General features: G+C 63.4%; 14 protein-coding genes. 6 read left to right on the top strand and 8 right to left on the bottom strand.

Annotation, left to right across the window (positions count from 1 at the left end):
- Positions 1-73: 73 nt before the first annotated feature.
- A complete protein-coding gene (locus BLT86_RS18525) occupies positions 74-865 on the top strand; it encodes an AraC family transcriptional regulator (protein ID WP_017676143.1) in 792 nt (263 codons plus the stop codon).
- A gap of 12 nt (positions 866-877) precedes the next feature.
- On the opposite strand, the gene BLT86_RS18520 is transcribed toward BLT86_RS18525, so the two are convergent.
- From BLT86_RS18520 to prlC, 3 genes are read right to left on the bottom strand one after another with little or no spacing between them, the layout of a single operon-like run.
- Entirely contained in the window at positions 878-1,957 is a 1,080-nt protein-coding gene (locus BLT86_RS18520) for a hypothetical protein (RefSeq protein WP_017676142.1), read from the bottom strand.
- A 25-nt stretch (positions 1,958-1,982) separates the two neighbouring features.
- Entirely contained in the window at positions 1,983-2,270 is a 288-nt protein-coding gene (locus BLT86_RS18515) for a YheV family putative zinc ribbon protein (RefSeq protein WP_017676141.1), read from the bottom strand.
- Positions 2,267-4,315, bottom strand: a complete 2,049-nt coding sequence (gene prlC / locus BLT86_RS18510; protein WP_017676140.1) for an oligopeptidase A — start codon at positions 4,313-4,315, stop codon at positions 2,267-2,269. Before prlC ends, BLT86_RS18515 begins: the two co-directional genes overlap by 4 nt.
- Before the next feature lie 129 nt (positions 4,316-4,444).
- Between prlC and BLT86_RS18505 the strand changes: the two genes are divergently transcribed.
- The 3 genes from BLT86_RS18505 to BLT86_RS18495 all read left to right on the top strand — a co-directional run bounded on the left by BLT86_RS18505 (position 4,445) and on the right by BLT86_RS18495 (position 6,205).
- A complete protein-coding gene (locus BLT86_RS18505) occupies positions 4,445-4,987 on the top strand; it encodes a gamma carbonic anhydrase family protein (RefSeq protein WP_017676139.1) in 543 nt (180 codons plus the stop codon).
- Positions 4,984-5,484 carry a GNAT family N-acetyltransferase gene (locus BLT86_RS18500; protein WP_197676073.1) on the top strand — a complete coding sequence of 167 codons (501 nt, stop codon included), beginning with the start codon at positions 4,984-4,986 and terminating at the stop codon, positions 5,482-5,484. The genes BLT86_RS18505 and BLT86_RS18500 overlap by 4 nt, the downstream gene beginning before the upstream one ends.
- A 73-nt stretch (positions 5,485-5,557) precedes the next feature.
- Complete coding sequence (locus BLT86_RS18495; protein ID WP_017676137.1) at positions 5,558-6,205, top strand: HAD family hydrolase; 648 nt, start codon at positions 5,558-5,560, stop codon at positions 6,203-6,205.
- A 74-nt stretch (positions 6,206-6,279) separates the two neighbouring features.
- Here the strand turns inward: BLT86_RS18495 and BLT86_RS18490 are convergent, their stop codons facing one another.
- Together BLT86_RS18490 and BLT86_RS18485 are read right to left on the bottom strand one after the other, a co-directional pair.
- Complete coding sequence (locus BLT86_RS18490) at positions 6,280-6,510, bottom strand: DUF1161 domain-containing protein (protein ID WP_013717841.1); 231 nt, start codon at positions 6,508-6,510, stop codon at positions 6,280-6,282.
- Between the two features lie 63 nt (positions 6,511-6,573).
- Positions 6,574-7,635, bottom strand: coding sequence for an aminopeptidase (locus BLT86_RS18485; RefSeq protein WP_017676136.1), 1,062 nt, complete (start codon positions 7,633-7,635; stop codon positions 6,574-6,576).
- A 124-nt stretch (positions 7,636-7,759) separates the two neighbouring features.
- Here BLT86_RS18485 and BLT86_RS18480 point away from each other — a divergent pair, with 124 nt between their 5' ends.
- A complete protein-coding gene (locus BLT86_RS18480) occupies positions 7,760-8,182 on the top strand; it encodes a PA0061/PA0062 family lipoprotein (RefSeq protein WP_017676135.1) in 423 nt (140 codons plus the stop codon).
- A 59-nt stretch (positions 8,183-8,241) separates the two neighbouring features.
- Here the strand turns inward: BLT86_RS18480 and BLT86_RS18475 are convergent, their stop codons facing one another.
- From BLT86_RS18475 to BLT86_RS18465, 3 genes are all read right to left on the bottom strand, one after another.
- The gene (locus tag BLT86_RS18475; RefSeq protein ID WP_017676134.1) at positions 8,242-8,667 is read right to left on the bottom strand and encodes an OsmC family protein; all 426 of its coding nucleotides are present in this window, start codon (positions 8,665-8,667) and stop codon (positions 8,242-8,244) included.
- A 227-nt stretch (positions 8,668-8,894) separates the two neighbouring features.
- On the bottom strand, positions 8,895-9,896 hold the full coding sequence (locus BLT86_RS18470; protein WP_017676133.1) for an LLM class flavin-dependent oxidoreductase: 1,002 nt from the start codon (positions 9,894-9,896) through the stop codon (positions 8,895-8,897).
- A 196-nt stretch (positions 9,897-10,092) separates the two neighbouring features.
- A complete protein-coding gene (locus BLT86_RS18465; protein WP_017676132.1) occupies positions 10,093-11,121 on the bottom strand; it encodes an AraC family transcriptional regulator in 1,029 nt (342 codons plus the stop codon).
- Between the two features lie 170 nt (positions 11,122-11,291).
- On the opposite strand from BLT86_RS18465, the gene BLT86_RS18460 reads away from it, so the two are divergent.
- Entirely contained in the window at positions 11,292-12,263 is a 972-nt protein-coding gene (locus BLT86_RS18460) for a TAXI family TRAP transporter solute-binding subunit (protein ID WP_017676131.1), read from the top strand.
- Positions 12,264-12,291: the final 28 nt, after the last annotated feature.

Genomic DNA, 12,291 nt, shown 5'->3' with positions numbered 1-12,291 from the left:
TCGGACTTGCGATACAGGAGGGCGCCAGACTATCGTCGTCGAAAATTTCCGGCTAACGCTAAAGAGCCAGCAAGTGTCGCCAAACAGACATCCCGCCACCCTGCATCGCAGCCTGCCCGAGCTGCCCAGCCTGCCTCGGCCGCTGTATGGCCGCACCGAATCGCTGACCAATCGCGCCCTGACCTTCCGCCATACCCACCCCTGGGTGCAGCTGTCTTACGCCATCGCCGGGGTGCTCGAGGTGCAGACCGCTGGGGCTCGCTTCGTCGCCCCTCCGCAGCGCGCGGTGTGGGTGCCGGCGGGGGTCGAACATCAGGTCTTCAGCTCGCCACGCACCGAGATGCGCAGCCTGTACATCGACGGCAGCGCGGTGCCCTGGGGGCCGGCCGAGTGCCGAGTGTTGGCGGTCAGCCCGCTGCTGCGCGAGCTGATTCGCGGTTTCAGTGCGTTGCCGGCCGAATACGACGAGCAGGGCGCGCCGGGTAGATTGGCGGCAGTGTTGCTGGACGAACTGCGCGCTGCGCCAGAGGTGGCGTTGATGCTGCCGCTGCCACAAGACGCGCGGCTGCGCGAGGTCTGTCAGGGGTTGGAGGATGCGATGCTGCGCCAGCTCGGTCTGGGCGAATGGGGCGAGCGCCTGGGGGTTTCGGAAAAGACCCTGAGCCGGCTGTTCCTGCGTGAGACGGGTCTGAGTTTTCGCGTCTGGCGCCAGCGACAGCGCCTGCTCGATGCGCTGAGCCCGTTGGAGCAGGGCGAGCGCGTCACCGATGTGGCGCTGGCCTGCGGCTATGACTCGCTATCGGCCTTTATCGCCGCCTTTCGCCGCCAGTTCGGCGCAACGCCGGGGGAGTTTTTCCGCGAGTAGGGCTATAGAGGCTCAGCGTAGCTGCACTGGCAGTGTCTTGCCGCCCTGCTGTTGCCAAATGCCCGTCAGCTCGCCACTTTTATCCACCCTAAGCTCGAAGTGCGCAGGTGGATAGCTGGACTCGTACAACTGCCGATACTCAGGAACGCTAGCGTCTCCTTCCAAGGGCGTATATTCAACTTTCGCATCGCGATACAAGGCACTCGATAGGCGATTGCGGCTCTTATGACTCAGGACAAGAGTTATCGGAATAGAGCCATCGAGGCTACCTTGATAGACACCGCCTGCCCGAATGTCGGGTGGACGCTTACAGTTGGCACCGTCTTTGATAAGTAGGCAGTGTCCATACGGAGTGAGATCATCTTCCAGCGCCCTGTAGCTGATGAGATTCTCGAAGTCGCCAAGCGCGTCCAAGTCTCGTATGTAGGGGAGCATACAGCCTGTTATGCTCATGGTCAGATGCTGACTGCCCAAGTGGACGTGCTCTTCGTCAATGCTCCTGCCCAAGCGAGTTTGTCTGCATTGCTCGTAGGTAATGCGTTGCAATGCGGCTCTCTCGGGGTTGGAGCTATCCAGTGATACCGCTCGACCGTCTCTGCCATTAGTGATGATCTCACCGCTAAGGAAGTCCGTAATACGTTGACTGCGCTGTTGGCGAAGCTGCGCGTGCAGATTCCGCAGCCCACTTTCACTCAGCAATTGTTCGAGAATGATCGGTTGGCCGCTGGCTAGATCGAACAGATAGTTGATGGATTGCCTGGACGTGAACGCTCCGCCCGTATCACTCTCGATGGTTACCGCCAAAAAGCCCGGCCCGTACCTATCCACGTGATAATCCAGGCGTGTCACACCCCAGATTTCGCCCTCCTTCGGCCAGATATTTTCGAACGGGGAGCTTTCGAAGCTATCTGGAAGGAGCTTCAATTCAATGGCATGCAGGTAGGTGTTGATGCGTTTTACCGCATCGCCGGTTCCCAACAGTTTCGGGAAGCGGTATGTGCCGTTGCCATGCTCTGTTTGCAACGACTCTATCTGGACTTCCGCGGCTAGAGGCAAAGCGAATGTCAGAAGTATCAACGAAAGAATGCGCATAGGCCCTCCATGGCCAGAAGTGGGATTACTCGCTCGGTTTTTTCAGCTTGGGATTGGGGAAGAACTGCACGGCCTGCACATTGGGGTCGGCTGCCTTGGGCTTCAGGCCGCTGACGTTGACCCGCGTGGGGATCTCCTTGGGCACCGAATTACCGCGTGCGTCGAGGGTGTCGGCGTAGCCGCACTTGACGCATTCGCGGTGCGGCACGCCGTCGACGTTCCACATCTTGATGCTGTCGGTCTCGCTGCACGCCGGGCACACGGCGCCGGCGATAAAGCGTTTCGGGGTGCTGTTCACAGGCGCATCGCTCATGCGGCCTCCTGGCTCAGGCCGAGGTGGCGCAGCAGGGCATCGATGCTCGGCTCTCGACCGCGGAAGTCGACGAACAGCACCATCGGTTCCTGCGAGCCGCCGCGGGCGAGGATCGCTTCGCGGAAAGCGCGGCCGGTCTCGGCGTTGAACACGCCTTCTTCCTCGAACTTGGAGAAGGCGTCGGCACTGAGCACCTCGGCCCACTTGTAGCTGTAGTAACCGGCCGCATAGCCACCGGCGAAGATGTGCGCAAAGCCGTTGGCGAAACGGTTGTAGGCCGGCGGGCGCAGTACCGAGACTTCGCTGCGGATCGCCTCAATCACGTCCAGCACGCTGCGGCCATCGCCGTGGCTGGCGTGCAGCTCGAAGTCGAACAGCGAGAACTCCAGCTGGCGCACCATCATCAGCCCGGACTGGAAGTTCTTCGCCGCCAGCATCTTGTCCAGCATGGCCTGCGGCAGCGCCTCGCCGGTCTCGAAATGGCCGGAGATCAGCGCCAGGCCTTCGGGCTCCCAGCACCAGTTCTCCATGAACTGGCTCGGCAGCTCCACCGCGTCCCAGGCCACGCCGTTGATGCCCGAGGCACCGGCGTGCTCGACGCGGGTCAGCAGGTGATGCAGGCCATGGCCGAATTCGTGGAACAGGGTGGTGACCTCATCGTGGGTCAGCAGCGCCGGTTTGCCGCCGACCGGCGGGGTGAAGTTGCACACCAGGTTGGCCACCGGGGCGATCAGCTTGCCCTGAGCGTCGCGGCGCTTGTCGCGGGCGCCGTCCATCCAGGCGCCGCCGCGCTTGTTGGCGCGGGCGTAGAGGTCGAAGAAGAGGCGGCCGACGTGTTGGCCGTTCTCGCTGATCTCGAACAGGCGCACATCCGGGTGCCAGGTGTCGAAGCCCTTCAGCTCGCGAATTTCGATGCCGTAGAGCTTCTGCACGATGGCAAACAGGCCGGTGAGCACCTTGTCCACGGGGAACCAGGCGCGCACTTCTTCCTGGGAAATGCTGTAGCGCTGCTGGCGCAGGCGCTCGCTGTAGTAGCCGACGTCCCAGCTCTGCAGGTCATCCAGGCCCTGCTCGGCGGCGAAGGCCTTGAGCTCGGCGAGATCCTGCTCGGCGAAAGGCTTGCTGCGCACGGCCAAGTCGCGTAGGAAGCTCAGCACCTGGTCGGTGTTCTCGGCCATCTTGCTGGCCAGGCTCAGTTCGCTGTAGTTGGCGAAGCCGAGCAGGCGCGCCAGTTCCTGGCGCAGGTCGAGAATCTCGCTCATCAGCGGGCCGTTGTCGTTCTGCCCGGCGTTCGGCCCCTGGTCGGAGGCGCGGGTGCAGTAGGCGGCATAGACCTCTTCGCGCAGGGCGCGGTCATCGGCGTAGGTCATCACCGCGTAGTAGCTGGGGAATTCCAGGGTGATCAGCCAGCCGTCCAGGCCTTTGGCCTCTGCGGCCTGTTTCATCTGCGCCTTGGCCGAGTCGGTCAGGCCGCTCAGCAGGGTTTCGTCGGTGACGTGCTTGGTCCAGGCCTGGGTGGCGTCGAGCAACTGGTTGGAGAACTTGCTGGTCAGCTCGGACAGGCGCATCTGGATTTCGCCATAGCGCTTCTGCTGCTCGGCCGGCAGGTCGATGCCGGACAGACGGAAGTCACGCAGGGCGTGTTCGAGAATGGTCTTCTGCGCCACGTCGAAATTGGCCGCAGCCGGGCTCTTGGCCAGTGCGTCATAGGCCTCGAACAGCGGCTTGTTCTGGCCCATCTCCGTCCAGTATTCCGACAGCTTGGGCAGGCAGGCCTCGTAGGCCGCGCGCAGCTCTGGGCTGTTGCATACGGCGTTGAGGTGGCTCACCGGGCTCCAGGCCCGGCCCAGGCGCGCGCCCAGCTCGTCCAGAGCCAGCACCAGGCCGTCCCAGCTCGGATTGGCCTGCTGTTGTTCGAGCAGTTTGGCGATGGCAGCGCGGCTGTCTGCCAGGATCTGGTCGACGGCGGGCTCGACGTGTTCCGGTTTGATCTGCGAATAGGGCGGCAGGTCGAAGTCTTGCAGCAGGGGGTTGTTCGCGGTCACGACGAGGCACCTGTGGCGAATGAATGTGGGGTTGCGGCGCAGAGCGGTAATAATTCTGGCGCGATAGAAACCGACATGGGGGCCATCTTAATTAGAATCAAGCTTTCCCGCAGCTCAGGAGCTTCTATCGTGGCGATTCGCAAATACCAGCAGCACGTTCCACAACTGGGCGAACGTGCCTTCGTCGACGCTTCTGCCGTGGTCATCGGCGACGTCGAACTGGGCGAGGACAGCTCAGTCTGGCCGCTGACCGTGATCCGCGGCGACATGCACCGCATCCGTATCGGCGCGCGCACCAGCGTGCAGGACGGCAGCGTGCTGCACATCACCCACGCCGGGCCGTTCAACCCTGATGGCTACCCGCTGATCATCGGTGACGAGGTGACCGTCGGGCACAAGGTCACCCTGCACGGCTGCACCCTGGGCAACCGGATTCTGGTCGGCATGGGCAGCATCGTCATGGACGGTGCGGTGGTCGAGGATGAGGTGATCATCGGCGCCGGCTCGCTGGTGCCGCCTGGCAAGCGTTTGGAAAGCGGCTATCTGTATGTCGGCAGCCCGGTGAAACAGGCGCGCCCGCTGACCGACAAGGAGCGCAACTTCTTCAGCTACACGGCGGGCAACTACGTGAAGCTCAAGGAGCTGCACCTGGCCGAAGGCTACGACCAGTGAGCGACGAACTGATCATTCGGCCCATCGAGGCGGCCGATTTCGACCAGGTCTGGCCGATCATTCGTGACGTGGTGCAGGCGCAGGAAACCTACGCCTTCGACCCGAACATGGATCGTGAAACGGCCTGGAAAACCTGGGTCGAACTGCCGCGCGCGACCTTCGTTGCCGAGCAGGGCGGGCAGATTCTCGGCACCTACTACGTCAAGGCCAACGGCGCTGGCCCTGGCGATCACGTGTGCAACTGCGGTTACATGACCGCTCCTGCTGCACGCGGCCGCGGCGTCGCCGGCCAGCTCTGCGCTCACTCGCTGGAGGTGGCACGCGAATTGGGTTTCAGCGCCATGCAATTCAACAGTGTGGTGGCGACCAATACGGTGGCCGTGGCGCTATGGCAGAAACACGGTTTCGCGATTGTCGGCACCTTGCCCAAGGCCTACCGCCACGCCCAGCATGGGTTGGTGGATTGCCATGTGATGTTTCGCGCGCTGGGTGAGTGAGCCTGGAACCGCCTATCCTGCCGTGGGAATCTTGTATCCTTGGCCACCGTTCCGATCCTGAACAGGCCCCGCCATGCATCACTCCATCATCTTCTTCGACCTCGACGGCACTCTGACCGACCCGCGCGAGGGCATCACCCGCTCGGTGCAGTACGCCCTGGCCAAGCTGGGTATCGATGAGCCGGACCTGGCCGCGCTGGAGCACTTCATTGGCCCGCCGCTGTTGCAGTGTTTCATGAGTACCTATGCGCTGGACGAGGCCACTGGATGGCAAGCGGTCAATCATTATCGTGAGCGCTTTCGGGTTACCGGGCTGTACGAAAATCGTGTGTTCGATGGGGTGGAGACGCTGCTCGAGGCGCTGGTGGCGCAGGGCCGCACGCTCTATATCGCGACCAGTAAACCGACAGTGTTCGCCGAGGAAATTGCCCGGCACTTCGGCTTCGACCGCTACTTCAAGCGCATCTACGGCAGCGAGCTGGATGGCACCCGCACCAACAAGGTGGAGCTGTTGGCGCATCTGCTGGACTCGGAGCGACTGGCGCCCGGTTCGGCGCTGATGATCGGCGACCGCAAGCATGACCTGATCGGCGCCCGCAGCAATGGTTTGCAAGCGGTGGCGGTCGGTTACGGCTTCGGTAGTCGTGAGGAGTTGCTCGGCGAGACGCCGGACTTTCATTTCGAGACGCTGGAGCAGATGCACCGGGCGTTTGGCTGCTGAGGGCATAGGAGCGGGCTCGCTTGCGAAAGATTCGCGAGCAGAGCTCGCTCCTACAAAAAGCAGCTGTAGATAGATCAGCCGTTGCGCTGATAGACGATCTTCTTGGTGCCGCCGTCGCAACTGCCGACGACCATGCTCTGATCCTGAACTTCGTCGTTGGGCACGATTTCCAGGGTGTAGCTGGGCACGTTGTTGGCCTGAATCTTCACTTCGATTTCCTGCTTGAGTTCTTCGCAGGGCTTGGGCGCGGCCAGCGCGCCGCCAGCAAGGAGCATCAGGGCCAGGGCGGGAATCAGTCGTTGCATCGCTTGTACCTCCGGTGTTGGGCGAAACCTGAGTAGGTTGGACTGGCAATCTGCCCCGCAGTTCTAGTCGTTTTGCATCAGGCTTTCCAACGCGGCCCGACGATCCGCTTCCGGCAGCCGACCGAGCGCGGCCACGGCGGCGTAGAACGCGCGCCAATCCCGGCCCTCACGCGTGAACAGTGCCGCGAAAGCCGGCACCCATTGGTCGTAGAGGCCGAAGGGCAGCAGCTTGGCGTTGTTCAGCGGGCTTTCGATCCAGGCGTCATAACGCCCCAGGCCACCCCAGTCGCGCTGGCGCAAGGCGCGGTAGTCGCGGCGCAGGCGCTCGAACTCGGTTTGCTTGGCGGCGCGCATGGCTTCTTCTGACAGATTGCTGGCATAGAGCTGACGCAAACGCTCGCGGCTGGCCAGCACCAGTTCGATGAACTGCTGGCGCTGGCGGTCGTCGCTGGCCGGCGGCGTTTCACCACGGGCCGCGTGCCACTGACGCAGCCCCTCGCGTTCGACGAAGGTGGCGAAGGACTCGTTGAAGGCCGTATCGCCCGGCAGGTAGTACTGCTGGTGCGCCAGCTCGTGGAAGATCACCGCGATGAAACGCTCGTCGCTCCAGCGCAGCATGGTGTTGAGCAGCGGGTCATCGAACCAGCCCAGGGTGGAGTAGGCCTCGACACCGCCGATGTAGGTATCCAGCCCCTGCTGGCGCAGCAGCGCGGCAGCACCGCGGGCTCGGCCCTGTTGATAGTAGCCGCGGTAGGCGACGCAACCGGCGATGGGGAAACAGTGCAGCTCGGGGTCTAGCGAGAACTCCGGCGTGGCGAAGACATTCCACACCACGAAGGGGCGCTCCAGGTCGGCGTAGAGGCGATAGCTGCGGTTCTCTGGCAACTGCAGACTGGCGCTGGCGAAGTCCCGCGCCTGCTGGCTCAGCGTCAGGCGCCTGGCCAGATCGGGGTCGGTGGCCGAGTCATGCAGCAGACGCTCGATCGGCTGGCGTGCCTGCAACAGTTGCCATTGGCCCTGACCGAGATGGGCGTAATAGTCGAGGGTCGAACAGCCGCCCAGCAGCAGGGCGAGCAGGGGAACCGCGCAGCGGCGCAGCAGGTCTTTAGAAGAGGCGTTGGGCATGCCGTCACGCTAGCTGATCGCGTTGCTTGTCTCCAGCCCCGTGCGTGTGAATAGGCTCGTTTCGCCTCGGTTTTGCCCGCCTCCCGATGTAGGCTGGTGTCTGAACCCTATCGTGGAGGTCGCCATGCGCGCCCTGTTTCTCGCCCCCGCCCTGATGATGCTCGGGGCCTGTGCTTCACCCCTGCCCAAGCCCGACCCGCAGCAGGCCTGGGTCGAGTTGTATTCCACCGCCGATACTTTGCTGATGGCTGACCGCCTGGACGGCAAGCGCTGGCCGGATGGCCGCTACTTTCAGGTGACGCCCGGCCAGCATGAGCTGGAAACACGCTTCCAGTTCGAGGTGCGTAGCGGTGGGTCGATAGGGATGCAGAGCGAGCCATTGCGCATGACCTGCGAGATTCGCCTGCGCTACGAAGACTTTGCGGCTGGCCAGCGCTACCGCGTCGAGGCACGTCAACAGCTGATGAAAGCGCAGGCCTGGCTGTATGACGAGCAACGCAACGTGTTGGCGCGTGGCGAGGTGCTGCGTTGCGGGACGGCCATCTAGGCCAGGGCTGATCCGCACGGCGCGCCCCGCTGATCAATGGGGGCGCCGCGGGTGCAAGGTCAGGCTTCGAGTATGCCTTCCAGGGTGATCGTGGCGTTCAGTACCTTGGATACCGGGCAGCCGGTCTTGGCAGCTTCCACGGCTTTCTCGAAGGCGGCGCGTTCGGCGCCTGGGATCTTCGCGCGCAGCGTCAGATGCACGGCGCTGATTTCGAAGCCGCCCTCGACCTTTTCCAGGGTCACTTGCGCCTTGGTGTCAATGCTCTCGGCGGTCATGCCGGCGTCGCCCAACTCCTTGGACAGCGCCATGGAGAAGCAGCCCGCATGAGCGGCGCCGATCAGCTCTTCGGGGTTGGTGCCGGGCTTGTCCTCGAAGCGGGTGTTGAAACCGTAGGGCGAGTCCTTGAGGACGCCACTTTCGGTAGAGATGGTGCCTTTGCCGTCCTTGATACCACCTTGCCAGTGGGCCGAAGCTGTCTTCTTCATATGCGTCTCCCATCGTATGAACGGGGCCACCGATCTGGCGGCCTGTTCTGATTCAGAGGGCTGTCACGCGTACAAGTTCGCACTTAGCAGGCTGTTGAAAAACTACCTGCGTTGCCATTGCTACGTTAAAAGCAGGCTCAAAATGCTCATTTACAGCTCGTAAACTCCGCTTTTTCGCCTGCTTTTGCCTTGCACTGGCTGCCTCGCCTACGTTTTTCAACGGCCTGCTAGCCGTGTTGCAGCTCGGCGAGGATGTCGAAGGCGTGCAGGCGGTCGGCGAAGTCGTACATGTCGCAGGTGAAGATCAGCTCGTCCGCTTCGGTTTGCTCCAGCAACTGTTCCAGGCGCTGACGCACGGTCTGCGGCCCGCCGATGGTAGCCAGGCCGAAGAACTCGCCCACGGCCTGGCGCTCGTGCGGCAGCCACAGGCCGTCCATGCTCGGTACGGGCTTGCGTTGCACCAGGCTCTGGCCGCGGATCAGCGCCAGGATGCGCTGGAACGCGGAGGTGGCCAGGTACTGCGCCTGCTCATCGCTGTCGGCTGCCAGCAGCGGTACGCCAAGCATCACATAAGGCTTGTCCAGCACCGCCGAGGGGCGGAAGTGGTTGCGGTAGATGCGGATCGCCTCGTGCATGTAGCGCGGTGCGAAGTGCGAGGCGAAGGCGTAAGGCAGGCCCTTCATGCCGGCCAGCTGGGCGCTGAACAGGCTGGAGCCGAGCAGCCAGATCGGCACATTGGTGCCCGCCCCGGGCATGGCGATCACCCGTTGCCCTTCCTGGCGCGGGCCGAGGTAGGCCTGCAGTTCCTCGACGTCATTGGGGAAGTCGTCGGCGCTACCATCGCGGCTGCGGCGCAGGGCATGGGCGGTGTACTGATCGGCGCCGGGCGCGCGGCCCAGGCCCAGTTCGATACGCCCGGGATAGAGCGTGGCGAGGGTGCCGAACTGTTCGGCAATCACCAGCGGCGCATGGTTGGGCAGCATCACGCCGCCAGCGCCCAGGCGGATTTTCGAGGTGCCGGCGGCCAGATAGCCGATCAGCACTGAGGTGGCGGAGCTGGCGATGCCGTCCATGTTGTGGTGCTCGGCCACCCAGAATCGCTCGAAGCCGAGGCTCTCGACATGTCGGGCCAGCGCCAGCGAATTGTGCAGGGCCTGAGCGGCATCGCCATCGTCGCGAATCGGCGCCAGGTCGAGGGTGGAGAGCTTGATGGAGGCCAGTCGGCTCATTGGGGAATTCTCCTCGTTGCATGGCCGGCCACTCTAACCCCTCGGGTCCAGGCAGCGCACGCCAGGCACAGGCATAGTCATCATCGATACGGGTGATGCGCTGATGCCGTCGCGGCTGTTTTGCGCCGCGGGATGCTCGGTGATGAGCGTGGCGAATGGTGCCCAGGACCGCCGTGTTGGCGAGCGAACCTGTGCCTCAGGCAGTGCCGTGCTGGGCGCGGTATTCGCCAGGGGTCAGGCCGGTCCACTGGCGGAAGGCGCGGAAGAATACGCTGGGTTCGGAGTAGCCCAGCAGCAGGGCGATTTCCGCCGCAGGTAGGCGTCCGTCGCGCAGGTGTTGTTCGGCCAGCTGGCGGCGCGTGTCGGCCAGCAGGTGCTGATAGCTGCAGCCCTCTTCGGCCAGCCTGCGCTGCAGGGTGCGTTCGCTCAGGTTCAGCGTACGGGCCAGCTCGGCGCGGTCGGGTTCGCCGTGTGCCAGTTGCTCGCCGAGCAGGCCGATGACCCGCGCACTGAGGCTGGCGCTGGGCAGGCGGGCGAGCAGGGTTTCGGCATGCTGGCGCAGCAGTTGCTGCAGCGGCGGGTTGGCCTGGATCAGGGGCGCCTGGCCCAGGGTCCGGGGCAGGGCGATGGCGTAGTCGTCGCTGGCGAACTGCAGTGGGCAGGCGAACACGTCCTGATAGGGCGCAAGGTCGGCTGGTTCAGCGTGACGAAATTGCGCGCCGAGCAGGCGGAAGTCGTCGAGCAGCGGCATGGTCATCTGCACCCAGCAGGCCATCATCGCCAGGACGCGGATGCGGGTTGCCGGATGCTGCGGATGCAATGGGCGGTACAGCAGCAACAGGCTGTCGTCGCGAGTATCGATATGCAGTTCGCCGCCCTCGCCAGCGAGGCGCTGATAGCGTAGTGCGGCGTTCAGCGCATCGCTCAGGGTGGCGCTGCTCTGCAGCAGATAACTGAGGACGCTGAATGGGCCTGGGGTGAGGTTGCGACCGAGCAGCAGGCCGGGTTCCGGGTGCTGCAGGCGTGAATCCAGCTCATGCCAGAGGGTCTGCTGGACGCTGAAGGGGATGCGCGCGTCGGGATCAGCCAGTTGCTGGTCAGTCAGGTTACAGACGCTGAGCAGCGCCTGACGGTCGAGGCCGAGGCGACTGGCTGCGTGCAGCACAGCCTGGGTCAGACTGGCGCTGACCGAGGCCTGCGATGATTCATGAGGGACGTTCGACATTGGTCGATTCTGCCCAATGCCGGGGTTGGACGATAGCCTGCGCCCCACACAATGAGTTACGACCGGTTGGTCAACAAGGCGTGCATATTCGTCGCAAGCAGTTAGACTTCCCACCCGGACGTCGCTCACAAGGCACGCTCGCTCAAAACAACAGAAAAAGGAGATATCCCATGAAAGGCAAATCCTTGGCATGGGTCCTGTCCGCCGCGCTCGCGGGTACTGCCCTGAGTGGTATGGCACAGGCCGAAGAGAAATTCGTCACCATCGGCACCGGCGGCCAGACCGGCGTCTATTACGTGGCCGGTCAGTCCATCTGCCGCTTCCTCAACCGTGGCTCGGCTGAGCACGGCATCAAGTGCAACGCGCCGGCCAGCGGCGGCGGTGTGGCCAACGTGAATGGCATTCGCAGCGGCGAATTCAACTTCGGCATCATGCAGTCCGACCACCAGTTCAAGGCTCTCAACGGCGCTGCACCGTTCGAAGCCGAAGGTGCGATGAGCGATATCCGTGCGGTGTTCTCGCTGCAGAGCGAAGTGTTCACTGTCCTCGCCCGTCGTAGCGCCAACATCGCCAGTTTCGATGATCTCAAGGGCAAGCGCGTTAACGTCGGCAACCCGGGTTCCGGTCAGCGTGACACCCTGGAAGAGATCATGGCTGTCAAAGGCTGGGATCGCTCTGCCTTCGCCCTGGCTGCCGAGCTGAAGCCGGCCGAACAGGCCAGCGCTCTGGGCGACAACAACATCGATGCCATGACCTACTTCGTCGGTCATCCGAATGGCGCGATCCAGGAAGCTACCACCACCACCGACGCCGTTCTGGTTCCGGTGACCGGCGCCGAGATCGACAAGCTGCTGGCCGAGAAGACCTACTACACCAAGGCCGACATCCCTGGCGGTCTGTATAAGGGCAACGATCAGCCGACGCCGTCCATCGGCGGCAAGGCCGTGCTGTCCACCAGCGCCAAGGCCGATCCGGAAGTGGTCTACCAACTGGTCAAATCGGTGTTCGACAACATCGACCGCTTCAAGCGTCTGCACCCGGCCTTCGCTGACCTGAAGGAAGAAGACATGATCAAGGTCGGTCTGACTGCCCCGCTGCATGAGGGTGCAGAGCGTTACTACAAAGAACGCGGCTGGCTGTAAGCCTTCGAGGGTGTCTACAAATTGCTGC

The organism is Pseudomonas sihuiensis (genome assembly GCF_900106015.1).
Lineage (GTDB): Bacteria > Pseudomonadota > Gammaproteobacteria > Pseudomonadales > Pseudomonadaceae > Aquipseudomonas > Aquipseudomonas sihuiensis.
Note: the sequence above shows the minus strand (reverse complement) of the source record. Positions and strands in the feature narration are given on the sequence as shown.

Coding starts and splice junctions, on each gene's coding strand:
- BLT86_RS18520 (WP_017676142.1), bottom strand. CDS start 1,957: ATGCGCATTCTTTCGTTGATACTTCTGACATTCGCTTTGCCTCTAGCC.
- BLT86_RS18515 (WP_017676141.1), bottom strand. CDS start 2,270: ATGAGCGATGCGCCTGTGAACAGCACCCCGAAACGCTTTATCGCCGGC.
- BLT86_RS18495 (WP_017676137.1), top strand. CDS start 5,558: ATGCATCACTCCATCATCTTCTTCGACCTCGACGGCACTCTGACCGAC.
- BLT86_RS18490 (WP_013717841.1), bottom strand. CDS start 6,510: ATGCAACGACTGATTCCCGCCCTGGCCCTGATGCTCCTTGCTGGCGGC.
- BLT86_RS18485 (WP_017676136.1), bottom strand. CDS start 7,635: ATGCCCAACGCCTCTTCTAAAGACCTGCTGCGCCGCTGCGCGGTTCCC.
- BLT86_RS18480 (WP_017676135.1), top strand. CDS start 7,760: ATGCGCGCCCTGTTTCTCGCCCCCGCCCTGATGATGCTCGGGGCCTGT.
- BLT86_RS18475 (WP_017676134.1), bottom strand. CDS start 8,667: ATGAAGAAGACAGCTTCGGCCCACTGGCAAGGTGGTATCAAGGACGGC.
- BLT86_RS18470 (WP_017676133.1), bottom strand. CDS start 9,896: ATGAGCCGACTGGCCTCCATCAAGCTCTCCACCCTCGACCTGGCGCCG.
- BLT86_RS18465 (WP_017676132.1), bottom strand. CDS start 11,121: ATGTCGAACGTCCCTCATGAATCATCGCAGGCCTCGGTCAGCGCCAGT.
- BLT86_RS18460 (WP_017676131.1), top strand. CDS start 11,292: ATGAAAGGCAAATCCTTGGCATGGGTCCTGTCCGCCGCGCTCGCGGGT.